We start from the raw sequence: 15,572 nt of genomic DNA, 5'->3' as shown, positions 1-15,572 counted from the left end.
TGGGGATCAATAATTGCAAGCCGTCCCCCTTTATTCCCGCCCATTATCACATGCCGTTAATCCCAAGTTATGGCCAATGTTATTGTCAATAGGGTAATGGAGTTTCTCAAAAAGTACCCTCCTTTTAGCTTTCTGTCCCCAGATTTACTGGAACAGGTAGCCAAAGAGGTCGAACTCATTTATTTTGAGAAGGGGGAATTCCTTTTTCAAAAAGGCGAGCCCGCTAAAAATTATTTTTTCGTCGTCAGGGAGGGAGCCATCAACCTTACCGAGAACAGGGACGGGCAAGAGATGGCTGTGGAGTTTTGTGATGAAGGGGATGTATTTGGCGTTTTGGCCCTTTTGGGAAAACGGCCTTACATCTTAACAGCTCAGGCAGCCGAAAACAGTTTGGTTTACGCTATTCCTGTCGGCATCTTTGACAGGATCATTCATGAAAACAATCAGGTCAGCCTTTACTTCGCTGCAGGCTTTGCATCGGGACAGGTGGTGGTACGGACAGACCTTTCCCACTCTCAAAAAGCACGTTCCCTTTTCACTGCCAATGAGAGGGAAAATAAACTGATGCTTCTCCCAGGGCAGACCAAAATCAATTATTCCTATCCGGTGCTCACCTGCAAGACCGGAGATACTGTGGCCAGCGCGGTAAAGAAAATGAGTGAAAAGGGTGTGGGGTCCATCGTTGTCATCAACCATGAAGGATACCCTGAGGGGATCATCACAGACAGAGACCTTCGAAACCGGCTGATTGCTTTGAACAAACCCTATTCAACCCATGTGGAGGCCATCATGAGCCATCCAGTGGTCACGGTCAGGAAAGACACCGCTTTTGCCGAGGCCTACCTCATCATGATTAAAAACCGGCTCCACCATCTGATATGCACAGAGGACGGAACATCGGCATCCCCACTGGCAGGTATCGTGTCGAATCATGATATATTGCTGTCTCAGGGAAACAGTCCGGCGGTCATCATCAACACGCTTTTAAACAGCAGTGATATCCATGAAATTGCCCGGATAAGAAACCAGTCAGAAATCCTCCTTCAGCATTATCTGGAAAATGAGGTGGCCATTGAATTTGTTTCAGATGTGATTACAGAAATCAATGATGCGATCATCAATAGGGCAGTGGCCATAGCCAAGGACAGGCATGGGCCCACATACCCCCGTGTAAAAAATCTGGCGTTTTGTTTTTTGGGGCTGGGCAGCGAAGGAAGGGGGGAGCAGCTTTTGAGAACAGATTTGGACAACGCGATGGTTTATGAGGACGTACCCGAAGAGCTCAGGGAAGAAGCAACGGCCTACATGCACCTTATCGCCAGAGATGTGATGGACATCCTTTTTGCTTGTGGATTTCATTCCTGTCCGGCTGAAATGATGGCCAACAATCCCAAATGGTGCCAACCGCTTTCGGTTTGGAAAAAGTATTTCAGCAGTTGGATCCGGGAACCTGATCAGGAATCCCTGATGATGGCCACGGTGTTTTTTGACTTCAGGCCGGTAGCTGGAAAGAAAATACTGGCCGAAGAAATCAGCCAGCACATTTACCGGGAAATAGAAAAGGAAAGGCTTTTCCTTCATTTTTTTGCTAAAAACGCCTTACTCAACCCTCCTCCACTGGGATTTTTCAGAAACTTTTTGGTAGAGAAATCCGGCGAACATGCTGAAAAATTCGACATCAAGCTCAGGGCCATGATGCCCTTAGCGGATGCAGCCAGGGTTCTGATATTGAGCCACCGCATTGTAGGCATCAACAATACTTTTAAAAGATTCGAAAAATTGGCATCACTGGAACCCAAGTACGAAGATTTATTCAAAGAAGCTGGAAAAGCTTATGAAATTTTCATGCGGATACGGGCGATTGAAGGTCTGGCTACACAGTCTTCGGGAAGGTACATCAGGCCGGATTCTTTGGGAAAGCTACACCGCCAGCTTCTGAAGAACGCTTTTTTTCCGATAGAAGAGATTCAGAAAATCATTAGAGTCAGATTTCAGTTGGATTATTTTGGCGATTGATATGGCATGGAAGGATATTTTCAACTGGTACAAGTTTCCCCCGCCGGAATTTGTCAAACAATACGAAAAACAACAGGAGAGAAGGATACCCAAGGAGAAGCGGATTTTTGAACTGGAGTTTTTGGTATTGGATACGGAAACTACCGGCTTGGACTTGAGAAGTGATTATCTTATTTCTTATGGTGCTGTATTGATAAAGGGATACCATATTATGGTGAATTCTGCCAGGGAATATTTTCTCCCTCCAAAGAAATACAGCAGGGAGGCTATCAAAGTCCACGGGATTGTAAAGGAACGCCCTACTGTTACGAAGGAACAACTGATTCGGAATTTCATCACCGATGCTTCCAACCGTATACTGGTGGGGCATCATGTCGGGTTTGATTTGGCCATGCTGGAAAAGGCCGGCAAACCGGTGGGTCTAAGAAAGATAAAGAACCCGGCACTGGACACTTTCCACCTCGCGGTGAGACTGGATATGGGCAAATATTATGATCCCAGAAACGTGCCCATACAGGAATATTCGTTGGACAGTCTTTGTCTGCGTTATGGAATTCCGCTGGATGACAGGCATACTGCGGCCGGGGACGCTTTTTTAACGGCGCAGCTATTGGTAAAAATGCTGAAACTGGCAGAAACCAAGGGAGTGCGCACTTACGGGGAACTGATGGGTTGACCGCTCTATTGTTTCCACCGGATCCTGATATCCCCGGTAGATTTCAGATACAACCGGATGTCATCCGCCGTCGTGTAAATGCCTTCCACATTCAAATCCGTATTGTCCAGGGCCACCGCTGCAAAGGCGGTTTGCCATTCCCCCAGGTTATGGAGTTCCTGTTTGGCTTCTTCCATGTAACTGCCGATGGGAAACACCGCATTTTTTTGGATGGCACTCAGGATTCTGCGTTGTCGGAGCCTATGGGCCGCATTGGCCAGAAAGTTCTTTGTGTTAAGCTCAAAATCAATATTTTCAAATTTGATGACATTTATTTCCGGATCATATACGGGCTTGCCCACCAGGAGCATTTGCCCGCTCAGGTCCTTTTTTTCAGATCGGACCGTGGTAAAATCCATTTTTACCAATGCCCTTTCGCCGTAATGGCTCGTGGAAAAAGCATGCGGGACCAGATGGGTCTTGCTGTCTATCCGGAAGCTTTTCCCTACCAGTTCTTTATTGAGGTAGTCGTCGATGGTACCATATTGAATAGCCAAGGGCAAGGTGATGTCTATGAAATTCTCATTGCCGTCGGCTTTTTGTAAGCTCAGACTGGGTAGAACAGAAGCCTTGGTCTTGGGTGCTTCCCCAATTTGGCTGTGGACTTCGCCCTCAAGACCTATGGCAAACAGCATTTTTTGGTCTGTGATGACAATATCGTTGACCTTGATGTTTTCCGGAACAGTGTGGAGGTACAGGTCGGTTGTGCCATTTTTTATGTGAATGGGCTTTCCATAAGCGTTCCAGGTCTGTTGAGCCATATTTTTGAAATCCAATCTGGACAATGCCTCCTTCTGAAGCTGGTTTTCAATGATGCCTTTTACCCTTTTTTTCACCAAAGGCTCAAAATCAATTTCATAACCCAGCAAGTCATATTGGAGCGGCTTCCCCCAGCTTTCGATTTCAAGTGCTTCGATTTCCATCTTCCAATCTTCTCCTAGTACAGGTCGAAAACTGATGACAGGGGCCAGGTTTTCTGTAAAAGGAACCGCCGTAGAAATAACCTGACCAAAGATTTTCTTTTCCAATTTCAGGTTGCCCTTCAATATGATCGGCATGGAAAGCCTGAGTTTATCATCTTGTCCCGAAATCAATTTCAGCAATCCGACCTTATTGATATCAATATCGGCAAAAAGGCCGTTGCCAATTTCCAATCCTTGTTCCGCATATAGCCGTTGGCCCAGGCTTTGGTTAAGCTGTTGTTCAAGGTAAGAAAGCGGTATTTCCAGGGAAATATTGATCTGGGAAGTAGCTTTTGGTAAGGGAGGTTGACTTTCCCATCCGATCTTATCAGGCTGGATACGCCGGCAACTTCCCGATATCAGCAGCAGCACAAGTCCGAAAAGAAAAAAAGCTTTTTTAGGTTGTGATTGGTACATACACCTTAAACGTCGAAAGATAAATTTTGGGATAAATTTTAGCGAATGCTGAGCATTTTTTTTCAGCCTGGCCTCAAAGATAACGATACCTGAACAAGGTTTTTTGAGATGTGTCATGAACTTTTAGGCCTGGGGAATCGGTTATGTTAACCGTAGTAAATAGAAACGAACCATCAAAATTATTGATTAAATGAGTTGGAAAAAACTGGATAATATTTCGCAACTGTCCACAATACGTGAAGAAAGCAAAGAAAAGCCGGTGTTGATTTTTAAACATTCTACAAGATGCTCCATCAGCAGCATGGCCTGGAACCGGATCGAGAGAAGCTGGAATGCGGAGGACAGTGAGAAAATTTCTCCGTATTTTCTGGACCTGATCTCCTATAGGGAGATTTCTGATGCCATCGCGCGCGAGTTCAATGTAGCCCATGCTTCACCGCAGGTTATTGTCATCAAAAACGGCGAAGCCATTTATGACAACAGCCATATGGGCATCAACTACAGGGAAATTATGGCCTTTTCATAACCGTCTTTGGTGAAAAAAAGGGATTAAAATATTTTAATCCCTTTTTTTCACCATTTATTCATTTTTTCTGCCTTTTAAAATTTATGGAATTCGCTCATTAAACCTTGTTGCTTGTTGGTGGTCTAACCCTAGCAACTAACCCAGCGTTTATGAGAATTTCTACCTGCATATTTTTATTTTTATGTATTGCCCATGGTCTCATGGCACAGCAGAGAAGGGGAGAAGGAGGACAAGGACGGCAAGTGCCTACCATCACCGGCAAGATTGTGGAAGCTGCCACCCAGGAGCCCTTGATAGGTGCTAATGTGATGATCAAAACTCCCGAAGATTCGTTGGTCAGTAATACCGTTACGGATCAGGAAGGGGTTTTTTCCCTTGCTTATCCAAGATTGCCGGCTTTTAAGCTGGAAATATCCTACATCGGCTACGAAAGAATAATCCAGAACATCAGTAGGGGAACTCCCTTGGACCTCGGCACCATCGCCCTCCGTGAAGACAGCAAGCTTTTGGGAGAGGTGGTCATCGAAGGCCAGACTGCGGTAGGCGAGATGAAAGGCGACACCGCCGTCTTTAACGCCAGCGCCTTTAAAACCCGGGAAAATGCCATGGCGGAGGACCTTATCGGAAAACTGCCGGGGGTCACCATAGAAAACGGGCAGGTCCAAGCCCAGGGCGAACAGGTACAAAAGGTCCTGGTCGATGGCCGCGAGTTTTTCGGAAGCGATCCCTCCATCGCCTTGCGCAATTTGCCAGCCGACATGATCGAGAGTGTGGAGGTGCTGGACCAAAGGTCAGACCAATCCAGGCTGACGGGATTGGATGACGGCAACTACGCCAAGACCATCAACATCATTACGCGGGGGAATATGCGCAACAGCCACTTTGGAAGGGTTTATGGAGGATACGGAACCGATGACCGCTACTCATTGGGAGGAAACATCAATTTTTTTAAAGGGAACAAGAGAATATCCATCATCGGGCTCTTTAACAACATCAACCAACAAAACTTTTCTTCTGACGATCTGCTGGGTGTCACCAGCGGGGCTGCCGGCGGCGGCGGCAGAAGAGGCGGAATGGGCGGCGGTGGTTTTGGTGGCGGACGCGGTGGCAATAACTTCGCCGTAGCCCAAAACAACGGGATCATCACCACCAACTCCCTGGGGCTGAATTACAGTGACAAGTGGGGCGAAAAAATAAATTTTACCGGAAGTTACTTCTTCAATTCCACCGACAACAATGTCTTTGAAAGCACCAACCGCGAAACTGTGGTGACCGAAACCCAGAGACAAATCTATCAGGAAGACCAAATATCCACCATCACCAACAACAACCACCGGATGAATGGTAGGATTGAGTATGACATCAACGAGAAAAATGCTTTGATCATCACCCCTTCCATCAACTTTCAGAAGAACTTCCGTTATAGTGCTCTCGATGGATTGAATATGAATGAAAGGTTGGACTCCTTAAGCGATACAAGGACCATCACGGACAACGAAACCAAAGGGTACAACATTTCCAATAACCTTACTTACCGCTATATGTTCGGAAAGCGGGGAAGGACGCTTTCTACGGATCTCTTTACTTCTTTGAACAAGAGAGACCAGCTTACCGATTTGATCGCATCCAACCAGGACTACGTACGGAATGCTATGGACACCCTTGTCCAGGAGACTTTTGCCCTTTCTGATGGCTTTAACTACCGGGCCAACATCACCTATACGGAGCCCATTACAGAAAGATCAATCGCCACCCTGAGTTATCAGATAGGCAATAACAAAAGTGCGGCTGACCAAAAAACTTTTCAGCTGGCCAACGAACAGGGGATCATGGTATTGGACACGGCATTGAGCAACGAATTTGACAACAAGTTCATTACCCAAAGGGCCGGTTTGGGATACCGCTATAATTACAAAGGCTTTAATGCCAACCTCAGCCTGGATTATCAGTATGCTGTGTTGGACAATGAAATTACGTTTCCTGCGGAGGGGACGTTCTACAGGGATTTCAAAAATATATTGCCCACCGCCATCCTTAATTACCGGACGGAGAAAGGGACAAACTTCAGGTTCAGGTACAGGACCAATACCAACGAACCTTCTGTCAATCAACTGCAAAATGTGATCAATAACAGCAACCCGCTGAACCTATCCGTGGGGAACCCGGATCTGGGACAGAGTTTCAACAACACTTTTTTTGTGAACATGTCCAAAGTGAATATGGAGACGAACAAAACCTTGTTCTTATTCCTCTTTGCTTCCTTCACAGACAACTTTATAGGGACAAGTACCTTTGTAGCGCCGCAGGATACCCTTATCAACAATGAGGTCCTGCTGAGAAGCGGTGGACAGATCACGAGGCCCGTTAATCTCAACGGGCAGATGATGTCCAGGCTCTTCCTGAACTACGGCACCAACATTCCCAAGTTAAAAACCAAGCTGAATCTCAACCCGGGCATCAGCTATGGCAGAACCCCCGGCCTGATCAATGACCAGATGAATATCAATGAAAACATTGATCTCCGCCAGGGCATTACATTCGCCAGCAATATCAGCAAAGACGTGGATTTCACCTTGTCTACCTTTGGAACCTACACCATCGTGAAAAGCAGCCTGCAAACCAACCTGAACAACAATTATTACATACAGAGCAGCAACCTCAGGTTCTATTATTCTCCGAACAACGGTAAAACGTTCATCGCCAACAATGTAAATAACATGCTGTACAGGGGGCTGTCTGAAGGATTGGACCAGTCCGTGTGGCTGTGGAACGTGGAGGCAGGCTACCGGTTTCTTAAGAACAACAAGGGTGAACTTAAGCTGTATGTGTTCGACTTGCTGAAGCAAAACAACAGTATCTCCAGAACCGTGTCCGATGTGGCCGTGACGGATGTGTTTACCAATGTTTTGACCCGTTATGCCATGGTCTCCTTCACCTATATCATCGGGAATTTCAAGAAAGCCGAAAATGATGACAGCCAAGACCGTTTCGGCCCCGGAGGACCTCCGCACAGGCGTCCGGGAGGAGGTGCCAGGAGCTGGTAGGATAAGGTGTCCGATAGAAGTCGGGAGATTTGGCACAGGCATCATTCCGCCCATTTGAGCAAGAGACAATGAATAGTGAGTAGTTATTTCAAAAAATCACTTCAGAAAATATTTAGTAATCACGAGTGGAGAAGACTCTTTGTCCAAGCCTCTCACTAATTTTGTAAACTCATTATCCACCTCCGTCAGCTTTTCTATATGGTATTCATAGTAACTAAGCAATATATCAGATTCATAAAATGAATAAAGAACATTGTTTTTGAGAAGCTTTGGAACGATTTTATCGCTTCCGTGGTCAATATCATTGACACTGATTGTCCCGTATAATGACAATTTAGTATCCCGGTTGTATATTATAGGAGAAAAACCATTCTTATCTATATAGGTGGTTATTATATATTTATCACTAGCGTATAAATTAGCCCGTTGAAAACTATAGGGTTTTATTCTTTCTTCATACTGCTTATCCGGTACATTATATTTTGAAAGCAACTCCACGGGAAATTGACCTTTACCAAAGTCTAACACATATTTCCTTTTAATATGATTGTCTTCATTAAGGCAGTAAATGGTATCTGAATAAGTCATTGAGAAAAAACAATCGTTGTTCCATTTACTTAGAATATTATTATCCGTAACAGCGGGCAACCCATTTTTATAATGTTGGGGTATAACAGGAGTAATCAGGTTTTTTCCAGAGTCCCAATTGAACAAGACAAATCCCGATAACTCCTCATTTGCCAGACCCTCAGTGAAGTAAGAAGGTATATAAATCATATAATCATCTTTCTTAAGGTGCTGGAAGTTTGTGAATTGGATAGGAATTCTAAATTCTTCCAAAAAATCGCCGTTAAAATCAAACCTCAATATTTTTGTTAAAGAAAGGATATCAATGGTGTTTAAATCATTATTTATAGTAACATCCCGAATATATGGGTATTCTTTTGGACCTTCTCCAAAATTTTTAACCGTCCCAATGTGCTCAAAGTTTTTATCCAAAATTACAACTCCCATAGAAAAATAAAAATCACACAAAAAATACAGCTCGTCATTTGCCATTACTTTATCGATATACCTGATTGGTAAGTCATCAGGAAGTACAAAATATTCAATCCTCTCTACAAATGAACTGAATTTCAAGATCGAGCGCTTTTGGGCTTCAATAACTTCTACCTCTTGTTCCAACTTAGGTTTAAACTGGCTATTGCAGGATAGCGATATAAGAACTGCATAAAGCCATGTTTTATGTATTATGGCATTCAATAAATGATTCGTTTTATTTTTAATCATCTTATTATCATTGCTATAATTTGGTTTTTCCGCTGCCAGATGGTCCAAAAAAGCCGGTTGCCATTATGAAAACCGATGAGCTTTAGGTAACATAATACCGCAACGATATTGATATGAAATTACAAAAATACTAACCAAAATTCTACGGATACCACTTGATGGATAGAATAAAGTAAAAGTTTATGACTTTTATTCCTCCTTTGCCTTTGTGGTTAAAAAGTATACCACAGGAGCCCAGAGTTACAGGAGGGATTTGGTAATGAGCGTTGCGTCAGTAAAATAAAGATTTAAACCTCCTTTTCTTACCATATAAAAAGTAAAACATAAAAATCCCTGCACTGGAATTATGCCTTTCAAAAATCAGACGTTTCTGCAAAAAATGATTACATTTATCAGAAGAACTAACCTCTTAAAGAATGGCCAAGAAGAAATCTGCGTTTGATGAAATCGAAAAAATGCTTCAGGACATCGGGAGCAAAATCGAAATTTTGATCGAAAAAGGGGCCCAGGCTACGGGAGAGGCAAGGGATGAAATCGAAGAAAAGATCCAGGAACTGAAAAAAAATAAAGAAAAACTGGAGAAAGACCTTAAGGAGAAGAAAAAACAGTTTGAAAATAAATACAAGGGCAGACGAAAAGATGTGGAGCCCAAGCTTCAGGAGTCCCTCCAACACTTTAAGGAAGGCTTTTCCGCGTTGATAGCAGCCATCAATAATCTTTTCAAATAGGGTTTCATTGGCAAAAACAATTACCTTCCAGCGATAAACATGCCGGGGTGGCCTTTTTATATGTAAATCGCTCTACCGCGCGGCCTGTGAGAAGACACTCAGGCGAAGCTCATTTGTTCTGATGAGCCAAATTCAAAAAAAGCCGGATGCACTTTTTTCGGCCTATAAAAAATGCAAGCGGCAAATAACCAAAAAGCCGCTTTCACTTAATGTCTATGTCTGGGAAGTTTTTAAGTAGCATTTTGCGAACTGATTTTCACACCCCCGTCAATACTTCTATAAACACCGTGATTTTGATTTTATATCAACGTGAGTTCGGGGACGTTTTTTTGTAAAAAAGCCGTCATTCCGAGGCGCGTGGGGCTGGTCTATGGGGTGGAGCCGTGGGAATCTCCTTACGAAAGAAGACTACCGCACCATTTTCCAGCCTATTAATCCCCCAAAAAGAGTTCGCCGTGACGACAGACGGCTTTTTTAGACGTTCTTATTCCGAACTCACGTTATATTAATTCATGCCTATAATATTCTGAGAAAAAATACTATATTGATATATCATACTAATCATAATGATTTTCTGTTTATTTAGAAAACCCCGGAACAAATTGCCGGATCTTTATACAAGAAGCAGTGATTTTTGAGTTTAAACAAAAAAGGATCAAGTGTAAATCGGAGAATTGAATTAATTTAGCGGCCTGGACCAAACCTGACCATACTGTGTACAAATCCATCTTCAAACCTTTGTTGTTTACAAAACAGCCGGAGGCGGCACACCATTTTACTTTCTCTTGGATCAAGCGGCTTTTTAACCTGCCCTTAATCAAACCATCTATTAACAGGATATTCAAATATGAGAACCCGGTATTGGAAAGGGAGGTGTTTGGTCTCAAATTCAGCAATCCGGTAGGCTTGGCCGCCGGGTTTGACAAAGATGCCAAATTGATAGACGAGATGGCCATGCTGGGATTTGGCTTTATTGAGATCGGCACCCTTACCCCCAAACCCCAGGAGGGTAATCCCAAGCCAAGGCTTTTCAGGTTACCGGAAGACCAGGCCCTGATCAATAGGATGGGGTTCAACAACGAGGGCGTATTGGGAGCAGTGGAAAGGTTAAAAAAAAGAAAGTCCAAGGTGCTGGTTGGCGGCAATATCGGCAAAAACAAACTCACCCCCAATGAAAACGCGGTGGATGATTACCTCTATTGCCTGGAAACGCTTCATCCCTACGTGGATTATTTTGTAGTCAACATCAGTTCCCCCAATACCCCCAACCTGCGGGAATTGCAGGAAAAAGAACCTTTGAAGAAATTGCTGGAAGCCGTAAAGGAAAGCAATGCCCGGCAGGAAAAACCGAAGCCGATTCTTTTGAAAATAGCCCCGGATTTGACAAACGGGCAGTTGGATGACATCGTGGAAATCGTATTGGAAACGAACTTGGATGGCATCATCGCCACCAATACGACGATCGACCGGAGTAATCTTAAAACGGCCAAGGAGAAAGTGGATACCATCGGTGCCGGGGGCTTGAGCGGCAGGAGCCTTAAAAAGAGAAGTACAGAAGTAATTCGGTACCTTGCGGATAAATCAGAAAACCGCTTTCCCATCATCGGTGTTGGAGGGATATTCAGTGCTGAGGATGCCATCGAAAAGCTAAATGCCGGCGCAAGTCTTGTTCAGGTTTACACCGGAATGATTTATGAGGGCCCGGCATTGATCAAGCGCATTAAAAAAGGAATAGTAGGGCTTAATAAAGAATAGCATTTCTTATTTTCTGAAGCAAGCATTAAATTACATCCTGATTGAGGAAGAACGGAACCAAAATGGCTGTGAATACATATAAAAAAAATACTTTTAAGAAAAAGGAACATTCCAAAAAACCCTCTGCGCAGGAAAAGACTTCGGTCAAACGGAGTATCTTTAAAGATAAAAGGTGGGGGTTATCCTTCGGCATTCTTTTTATGATGTTTGCCGTATTTTTATTTTTGGCTTTTCTGAGTTATCTTTTTTCAGGACAGGCGGATCAAAGTGTCATCGTGGGGGAAACAGGAGAATCCATCCGAAACCAGGCTGTCGAGGCCCAAAACTGGCTTGGATATTCAGGAGCCCTGATGGCCCACTATTTTATCTACCGATGGTTTGGCCTGGCGGCTTTGCTATTTCCTCCTTTCCTATTTCTCATCGGATTTAGACTTTCTTTCAAAAGGGACCTGGTGTCCCTCACGCGATACAGTGCATTTTCGCTCTTTTTCCTGTTCTGGCTGGGGTTGTTGATGGGTTACTTTGTCCACCTGATGGAAGATTACAATTATTTGGGTTTTCTCAGCGGAGGTTTCGGCTATGAACTTGCCCTGCTTTCGGATGAATTTCTGGGATGGGGGACTTTTATACTGATATTCGGTTCTCTGTTGATATTCGTGATCTTCTTCTTTAACATCGATAGCATCAATTGGTTTACCGCCGATGAAAAACAGCACCTGGAGACCGCTGAATTTGATGAGGCAGACTTGGAGACGGAATTCCTGGGCGAAACAAGTGAGACGGATGAATTCACTCCTGAGCTGCCAAATAGTGAAAGGGCCGGAGAGGGCGAACCTGAAGCCAACAGCTGGCGGATTGATGAGGGCGCTAAAACATCCAAGCCCGCTGCTACAGAGGGGCCTGCATTCAACGTGGAGGACAAAACCCTGGTGGAGGAAGATGATCTGTTTGAAGAAGACAAGGAGGACAATTTCATCATCCAAAACCGTGAGGTGGAAAAAACAGCCGATCATGTGGAAAACCTCGATCCTTACGATCCCACCCTTGACCTGCCGAGTTACCGGTATCCTACGCTTGATCTTTTGAATGAATATGACCAGCAAAGGGTAACGGTCACCCGGCAGGAGCTGGAGGACAATAAAAACAAAATCGTGGAAACCTTGGTCAACTTTAAGATTGGCATACAGGAGATCAAGGCCACCATCGGCCCCACAGTTACCCTTTACGAAATCATACCCGATCCAGGAGTTAAAATCAGTAAAATCAAAAACCTGGAAGACGATATTGCGTTGAATCTGGCGGCATTAGGCATCAGGATCATTGCACCCATTCCAGGCAAAGGCACCATAGGCATAGAGGTTCCCAATAAAAACAGGGAGCTAGTGGCGGCAAGGTCTGTATTGGGTACGGAGAAGTTCATGAAAAGTGACAAGGAACTCCCGGTGGCCCTCGGCAAAACCATATCCAATGAGGTGTTCGTGATGGACCTTTCCAAAATGCCCCATTTGCTAATGGCAGGGGCTACCGGGCAGGGTAAATCCGTCGGGCTCAACATGATTCTGGCCTCCCTTGTGTATAAGAAGCATCCTTCCCAGCTGAAGCTGGTATTGGTGGACCCCAAAAAAGTAGAGCTTACCCTCTTCAATAAAATTGAAAGGCATTTTCTGGCAAAGCTTCCCAATTCTGAGGAGGCCATCATCACCGATACCAAGAAAGTCATTTATACGCTGAATTCTCTTTGTATTGAAATGGATAACCGCTACGATCTGCTTAAGGATGCGGGATGCCGTAATCTAAAAGAGTACAACGCAAAGTTTGTGGCCAGAAAACTCAATCCTGAAAAAGGGCATCAATTTTTGCCTTATATCGTATTGGTGATTGACGAACTGGCGGACTTGATGATGACGGCTGGTAAAGAAATTGAAGGGCCCATTGCCAGGCTGGCCCAGTTGGCCCGGGCCATTGGCATCCACTTGGTAGTGGCTACCCAAAGGCCCTCTGTCAATGTGATCACGGGTATCATCAAGGCGAATTTTCCTGCCCGGTTATCATTCAGGGTCACTTCCAAAATAGACAGCAGGACCATCTTGGATGCGGGCGGCGCAGAGCAGTTGATCGGCATGGGAGATATGTTGTTGTCCATGGGGTCCGATGTGATCCGACTCCAGTGCGCCTTTTTGGATACACCTGAAGTCGATGCCATCTGTGACTGGATAGGAGAGCAGCGCGGATACAGCGATGCCTATCTGCTTCCCGAGTTTGTCGGAGAGGATGGTGACGGAGGTATAGGGGACATCGATCTGGCCGACAGGGATCCCTTGTTTGATGAAGCGGCGAGGCTTATTGTTTTGCACCAACAGGGAAGTACCTCCCTGATACAGAGGAAATTAAAGCTGGGATACAACCGGGCTGGCAGGATCATTGATCAGTTGGAAGCGGCGGGAATCGTGGGGCCTTTTGAAGGAAGTAAGGCAAGAGAAGTTTTAATACAGGACGAAGCAAGTTTGGAACAGTTATTGAGTAATCTATAAAAAATTTTGAGGGTTTTAAAATGAAAATAGTAAAAATCATAGTATTTATTCTTCTTATTAGCGTAATTCCAGTACATCTTTCTGCCCAAAGAGAACCCAGTGCAAAGGAAATTTTGTCTAGGGTTAGCGAAAAGTATCAAAAGCTCAACGGTTTTAGGGCCGTATTTGAATATACGTATGCTACGGAAGCAGAGGGGCCTGTGCAGTCCAATGTGGGGGAAGTAACGGTAAAGGGAGACAAATACAAGCTGGTGTTGGACGATCAGGAAATTTATAATGATGGCAAAACGGTCTGGACTTTGATCAAATCCAATCGTTATCAGGAAGTAACCATCAATAATGTGGATGATGAAACGGAAGAACTGACTCCTTCTAATATTTATAACATTTATAAAAAAGGCTATGAGGCGGAACTTTTGGGAGAAGGCACATTGAACGGAACGCCCGTATATGAAATCCTCCTGACCACGAACAAGCGCTCATCCCAGTTTAAACAAATCAAATTGTTCATTGATAAAAGTAAAAATGATTTGTTGGCATGGGAAATAAGCGATGATATGGGGGGTACGTTCAAATACACTTTCAAAGAACTAAAGAATGATGTAGAGATTATGGACGATTATTTTGTCTTCAATAAAAAAAATTATCAAAATATTGAAATTATCGACCTCAGATAGGGAATCAAATTCGATAAAGCCTGCCTGTAGTCGGGACATTTTAGCAGTAAAAGATCTTTTTTACGGATTATGACAAAAACAGAACTTCTAAGATTAATTAAAGAAAAATCCTCTTTTTTATGCGTGGGATTGGATCCCTCATTGGAGAAATTGCCGGCTCACCTTCAGAAAGGACCGGACCCGCTTTTTGAATTCAATAAAATTATCATTGACCACACCATAGATTTTGCAGTAGCCTATAAACCTAATCTCGCATTCTATGAGGCGCTGGGTCCCAGAGGCCTGGAGTCGTTGGAAAAAACTTTGGAATATATTCCTGGTGGGGTATTCACCATTGCCGATGCCAAGAGAGGGGATATTGGTAATACTTCCAGACTTTACGCCAAAGCTTTTTTTGAAAGGATGGATTTTGATGCGGTGACTGTTGCTCCTTATATGGGAGAGGACAGTGTCATGCCTTTTTTGGGCTTCCAGGACAAGTGGGTCATTCTTTTGGGCCTCACATCCAATTTCGGAAGCCTGGATTTCCAATTGATGAAAACTGAAAACGGCAAATGCCTGTTTGAAACCGTCCTGGAGAAAAGCCAAAAATGGGGAAACAGCGACAACATGATGTATGTGGTGGGAGCCACCAAAGGCGAGAAAATCGCTGATGTCCGCAAAATCGTACCGGGCCATTTTCTATTGGTTCCGGGGGTGGGAGCCCAGGGAGGGAGCTTGGAAGAAGTGGCCAAATACGGCATGAATAAAGATTGCGGCCTTTTGGTCAATTCCTCCAGAAGCATCATATATGCCTCCAGTGACAAGGACTTTGGCTGGGCGGCAAAACAGGAGGCCAGCAAACTGCACAACACCATGGAAGACTTGCTTGAAAAGTACTGTAAGTAAATTATTTGAAATATATTTTCTGA

The 15,572-nt window shown here is 44.2% G+C and carries 11 protein-coding genes; 9 read left to right on the top strand and 2 right to left on the bottom strand.

Annotated elements, in window-relative coordinates; all coding sequences use genetic code 11:
• The first annotated feature begins 69 nt into the window (after positions 1-69).
• Together ACFPFU_RS19320 and ACFPFU_RS19315 are read left to right on the top strand one after the other, a co-directional pair.
• A complete protein-coding gene (locus ACFPFU_RS19320) occupies positions 70-2,016 on the top strand; it encodes a DUF294 nucleotidyltransferase-like domain-containing protein (RefSeq protein WP_377067152.1) in 1,947 nt (648 codons plus the stop codon).
• A gap of 1 nt (position 2,017) precedes the next feature.
• Complete coding sequence (locus tag ACFPFU_RS19315) at positions 2,018-2,692, top strand: 3'-5' exonuclease (RefSeq protein ID WP_377067150.1); 675 nt, start codon at positions 2,018-2,020, stop codon at positions 2,690-2,692.
• A gap of 5 nt (positions 2,693-2,697) precedes the next feature.
• Here ACFPFU_RS19315 and ACFPFU_RS19310 read toward each other — a convergent pair whose 3' ends face one another.
• On the bottom strand, positions 2,698-4,110 hold the full coding sequence (locus tag ACFPFU_RS19310; protein ID WP_377067148.1) for a DUF4403 family protein: 1,413 nt from the start codon (positions 4,108-4,110) through the stop codon (positions 2,698-2,700).
• A gap of 190 nt (positions 4,111-4,300) precedes the next feature.
• Between ACFPFU_RS19310 and ytxJ the strand changes: the two genes are divergently transcribed.
• Entirely contained in the window at positions 4,301-4,636 is a 336-nt protein-coding gene (gene ytxJ, locus ACFPFU_RS19305; protein ID WP_377067146.1) for a bacillithiol system redox-active protein YtxJ, read from the top strand.
• 149 nt (positions 4,637-4,785) lie between these two features.
• Entirely contained in the window at positions 4,786-7,680 is a 2,895-nt protein-coding gene (locus ACFPFU_RS19300; RefSeq protein WP_377067144.1) for an outer membrane beta-barrel protein, read from the top strand.
• Positions 7,681-7,776: 96 nt separating this feature from the next.
• On the opposite strand, the gene ACFPFU_RS19295 is transcribed toward ACFPFU_RS19300, so the two are convergent.
• Positions 7,777-9,018 carry a 6-bladed beta-propeller gene (locus ACFPFU_RS19295; protein ID WP_377067142.1) on the bottom strand — a complete coding sequence of 414 codons (1,242 nt, stop codon included), beginning with the start codon at positions 9,016-9,018 and terminating at the stop codon, positions 7,777-7,779.
• A 368-nt stretch (positions 9,019-9,386) separates the two neighbouring features.
• On the opposite strand from ACFPFU_RS19295, the gene ACFPFU_RS19290 reads away from it, so the two are divergent.
• The 5 genes from ACFPFU_RS19290 (at position 9,387) to pyrF (ending at position 15,549) form a co-directional block, all read left to right on the top strand.
• A complete protein-coding gene (locus ACFPFU_RS19290; protein WP_377067140.1) occupies positions 9,387-9,698 on the top strand; it encodes a hypothetical protein in 312 nt (103 codons plus the stop codon).
• A 714-nt stretch (positions 9,699-10,412) separates the two neighbouring features.
• Positions 10,413-11,453, top strand: a complete 1,041-nt coding sequence (locus tag ACFPFU_RS19285) for a quinone-dependent dihydroorotate dehydrogenase (protein WP_377067138.1) — start codon at positions 10,413-10,415, stop codon at positions 11,451-11,453.
• 62 nt (positions 11,454-11,515) lie between these two features.
• Entirely contained in the window at positions 11,516-13,984 is a 2,469-nt protein-coding gene (locus ACFPFU_RS19280) for an FtsK/SpoIIIE family DNA translocase (protein WP_377067136.1), read from the top strand.
• A 20-nt stretch (positions 13,985-14,004) separates the two neighbouring features.
• Complete coding sequence (lolA1, locus tag ACFPFU_RS19275; protein ID WP_377067134.1) at positions 14,005-14,661, top strand: outer membrane lipoprotein periplasmic chaperone LolA1; 657 nt, start codon at positions 14,005-14,007, stop codon at positions 14,659-14,661.
• Between the two features lie 69 nt (positions 14,662-14,730).
• The gene (pyrF, locus tag ACFPFU_RS19270; RefSeq protein ID WP_377067132.1) at positions 14,731-15,549 is read left to right on the top strand and encodes an orotidine-5'-phosphate decarboxylase; all 819 of its coding nucleotides are present in this window, start codon (positions 14,731-14,733) and stop codon (positions 15,547-15,549) included.
• Positions 15,550-15,572 lie beyond the last annotated feature (23 nt).

It is taken from the genome of Negadavirga shengliensis (genome assembly GCF_042652345.1).
Lineage (GTDB): Bacteria > Bacteroidota > Bacteroidia > Cytophagales > Cyclobacteriaceae > Negadavirga > Negadavirga shengliensis.
This window is presented reverse-complemented; position numbering and strand designations above follow the sequence as displayed.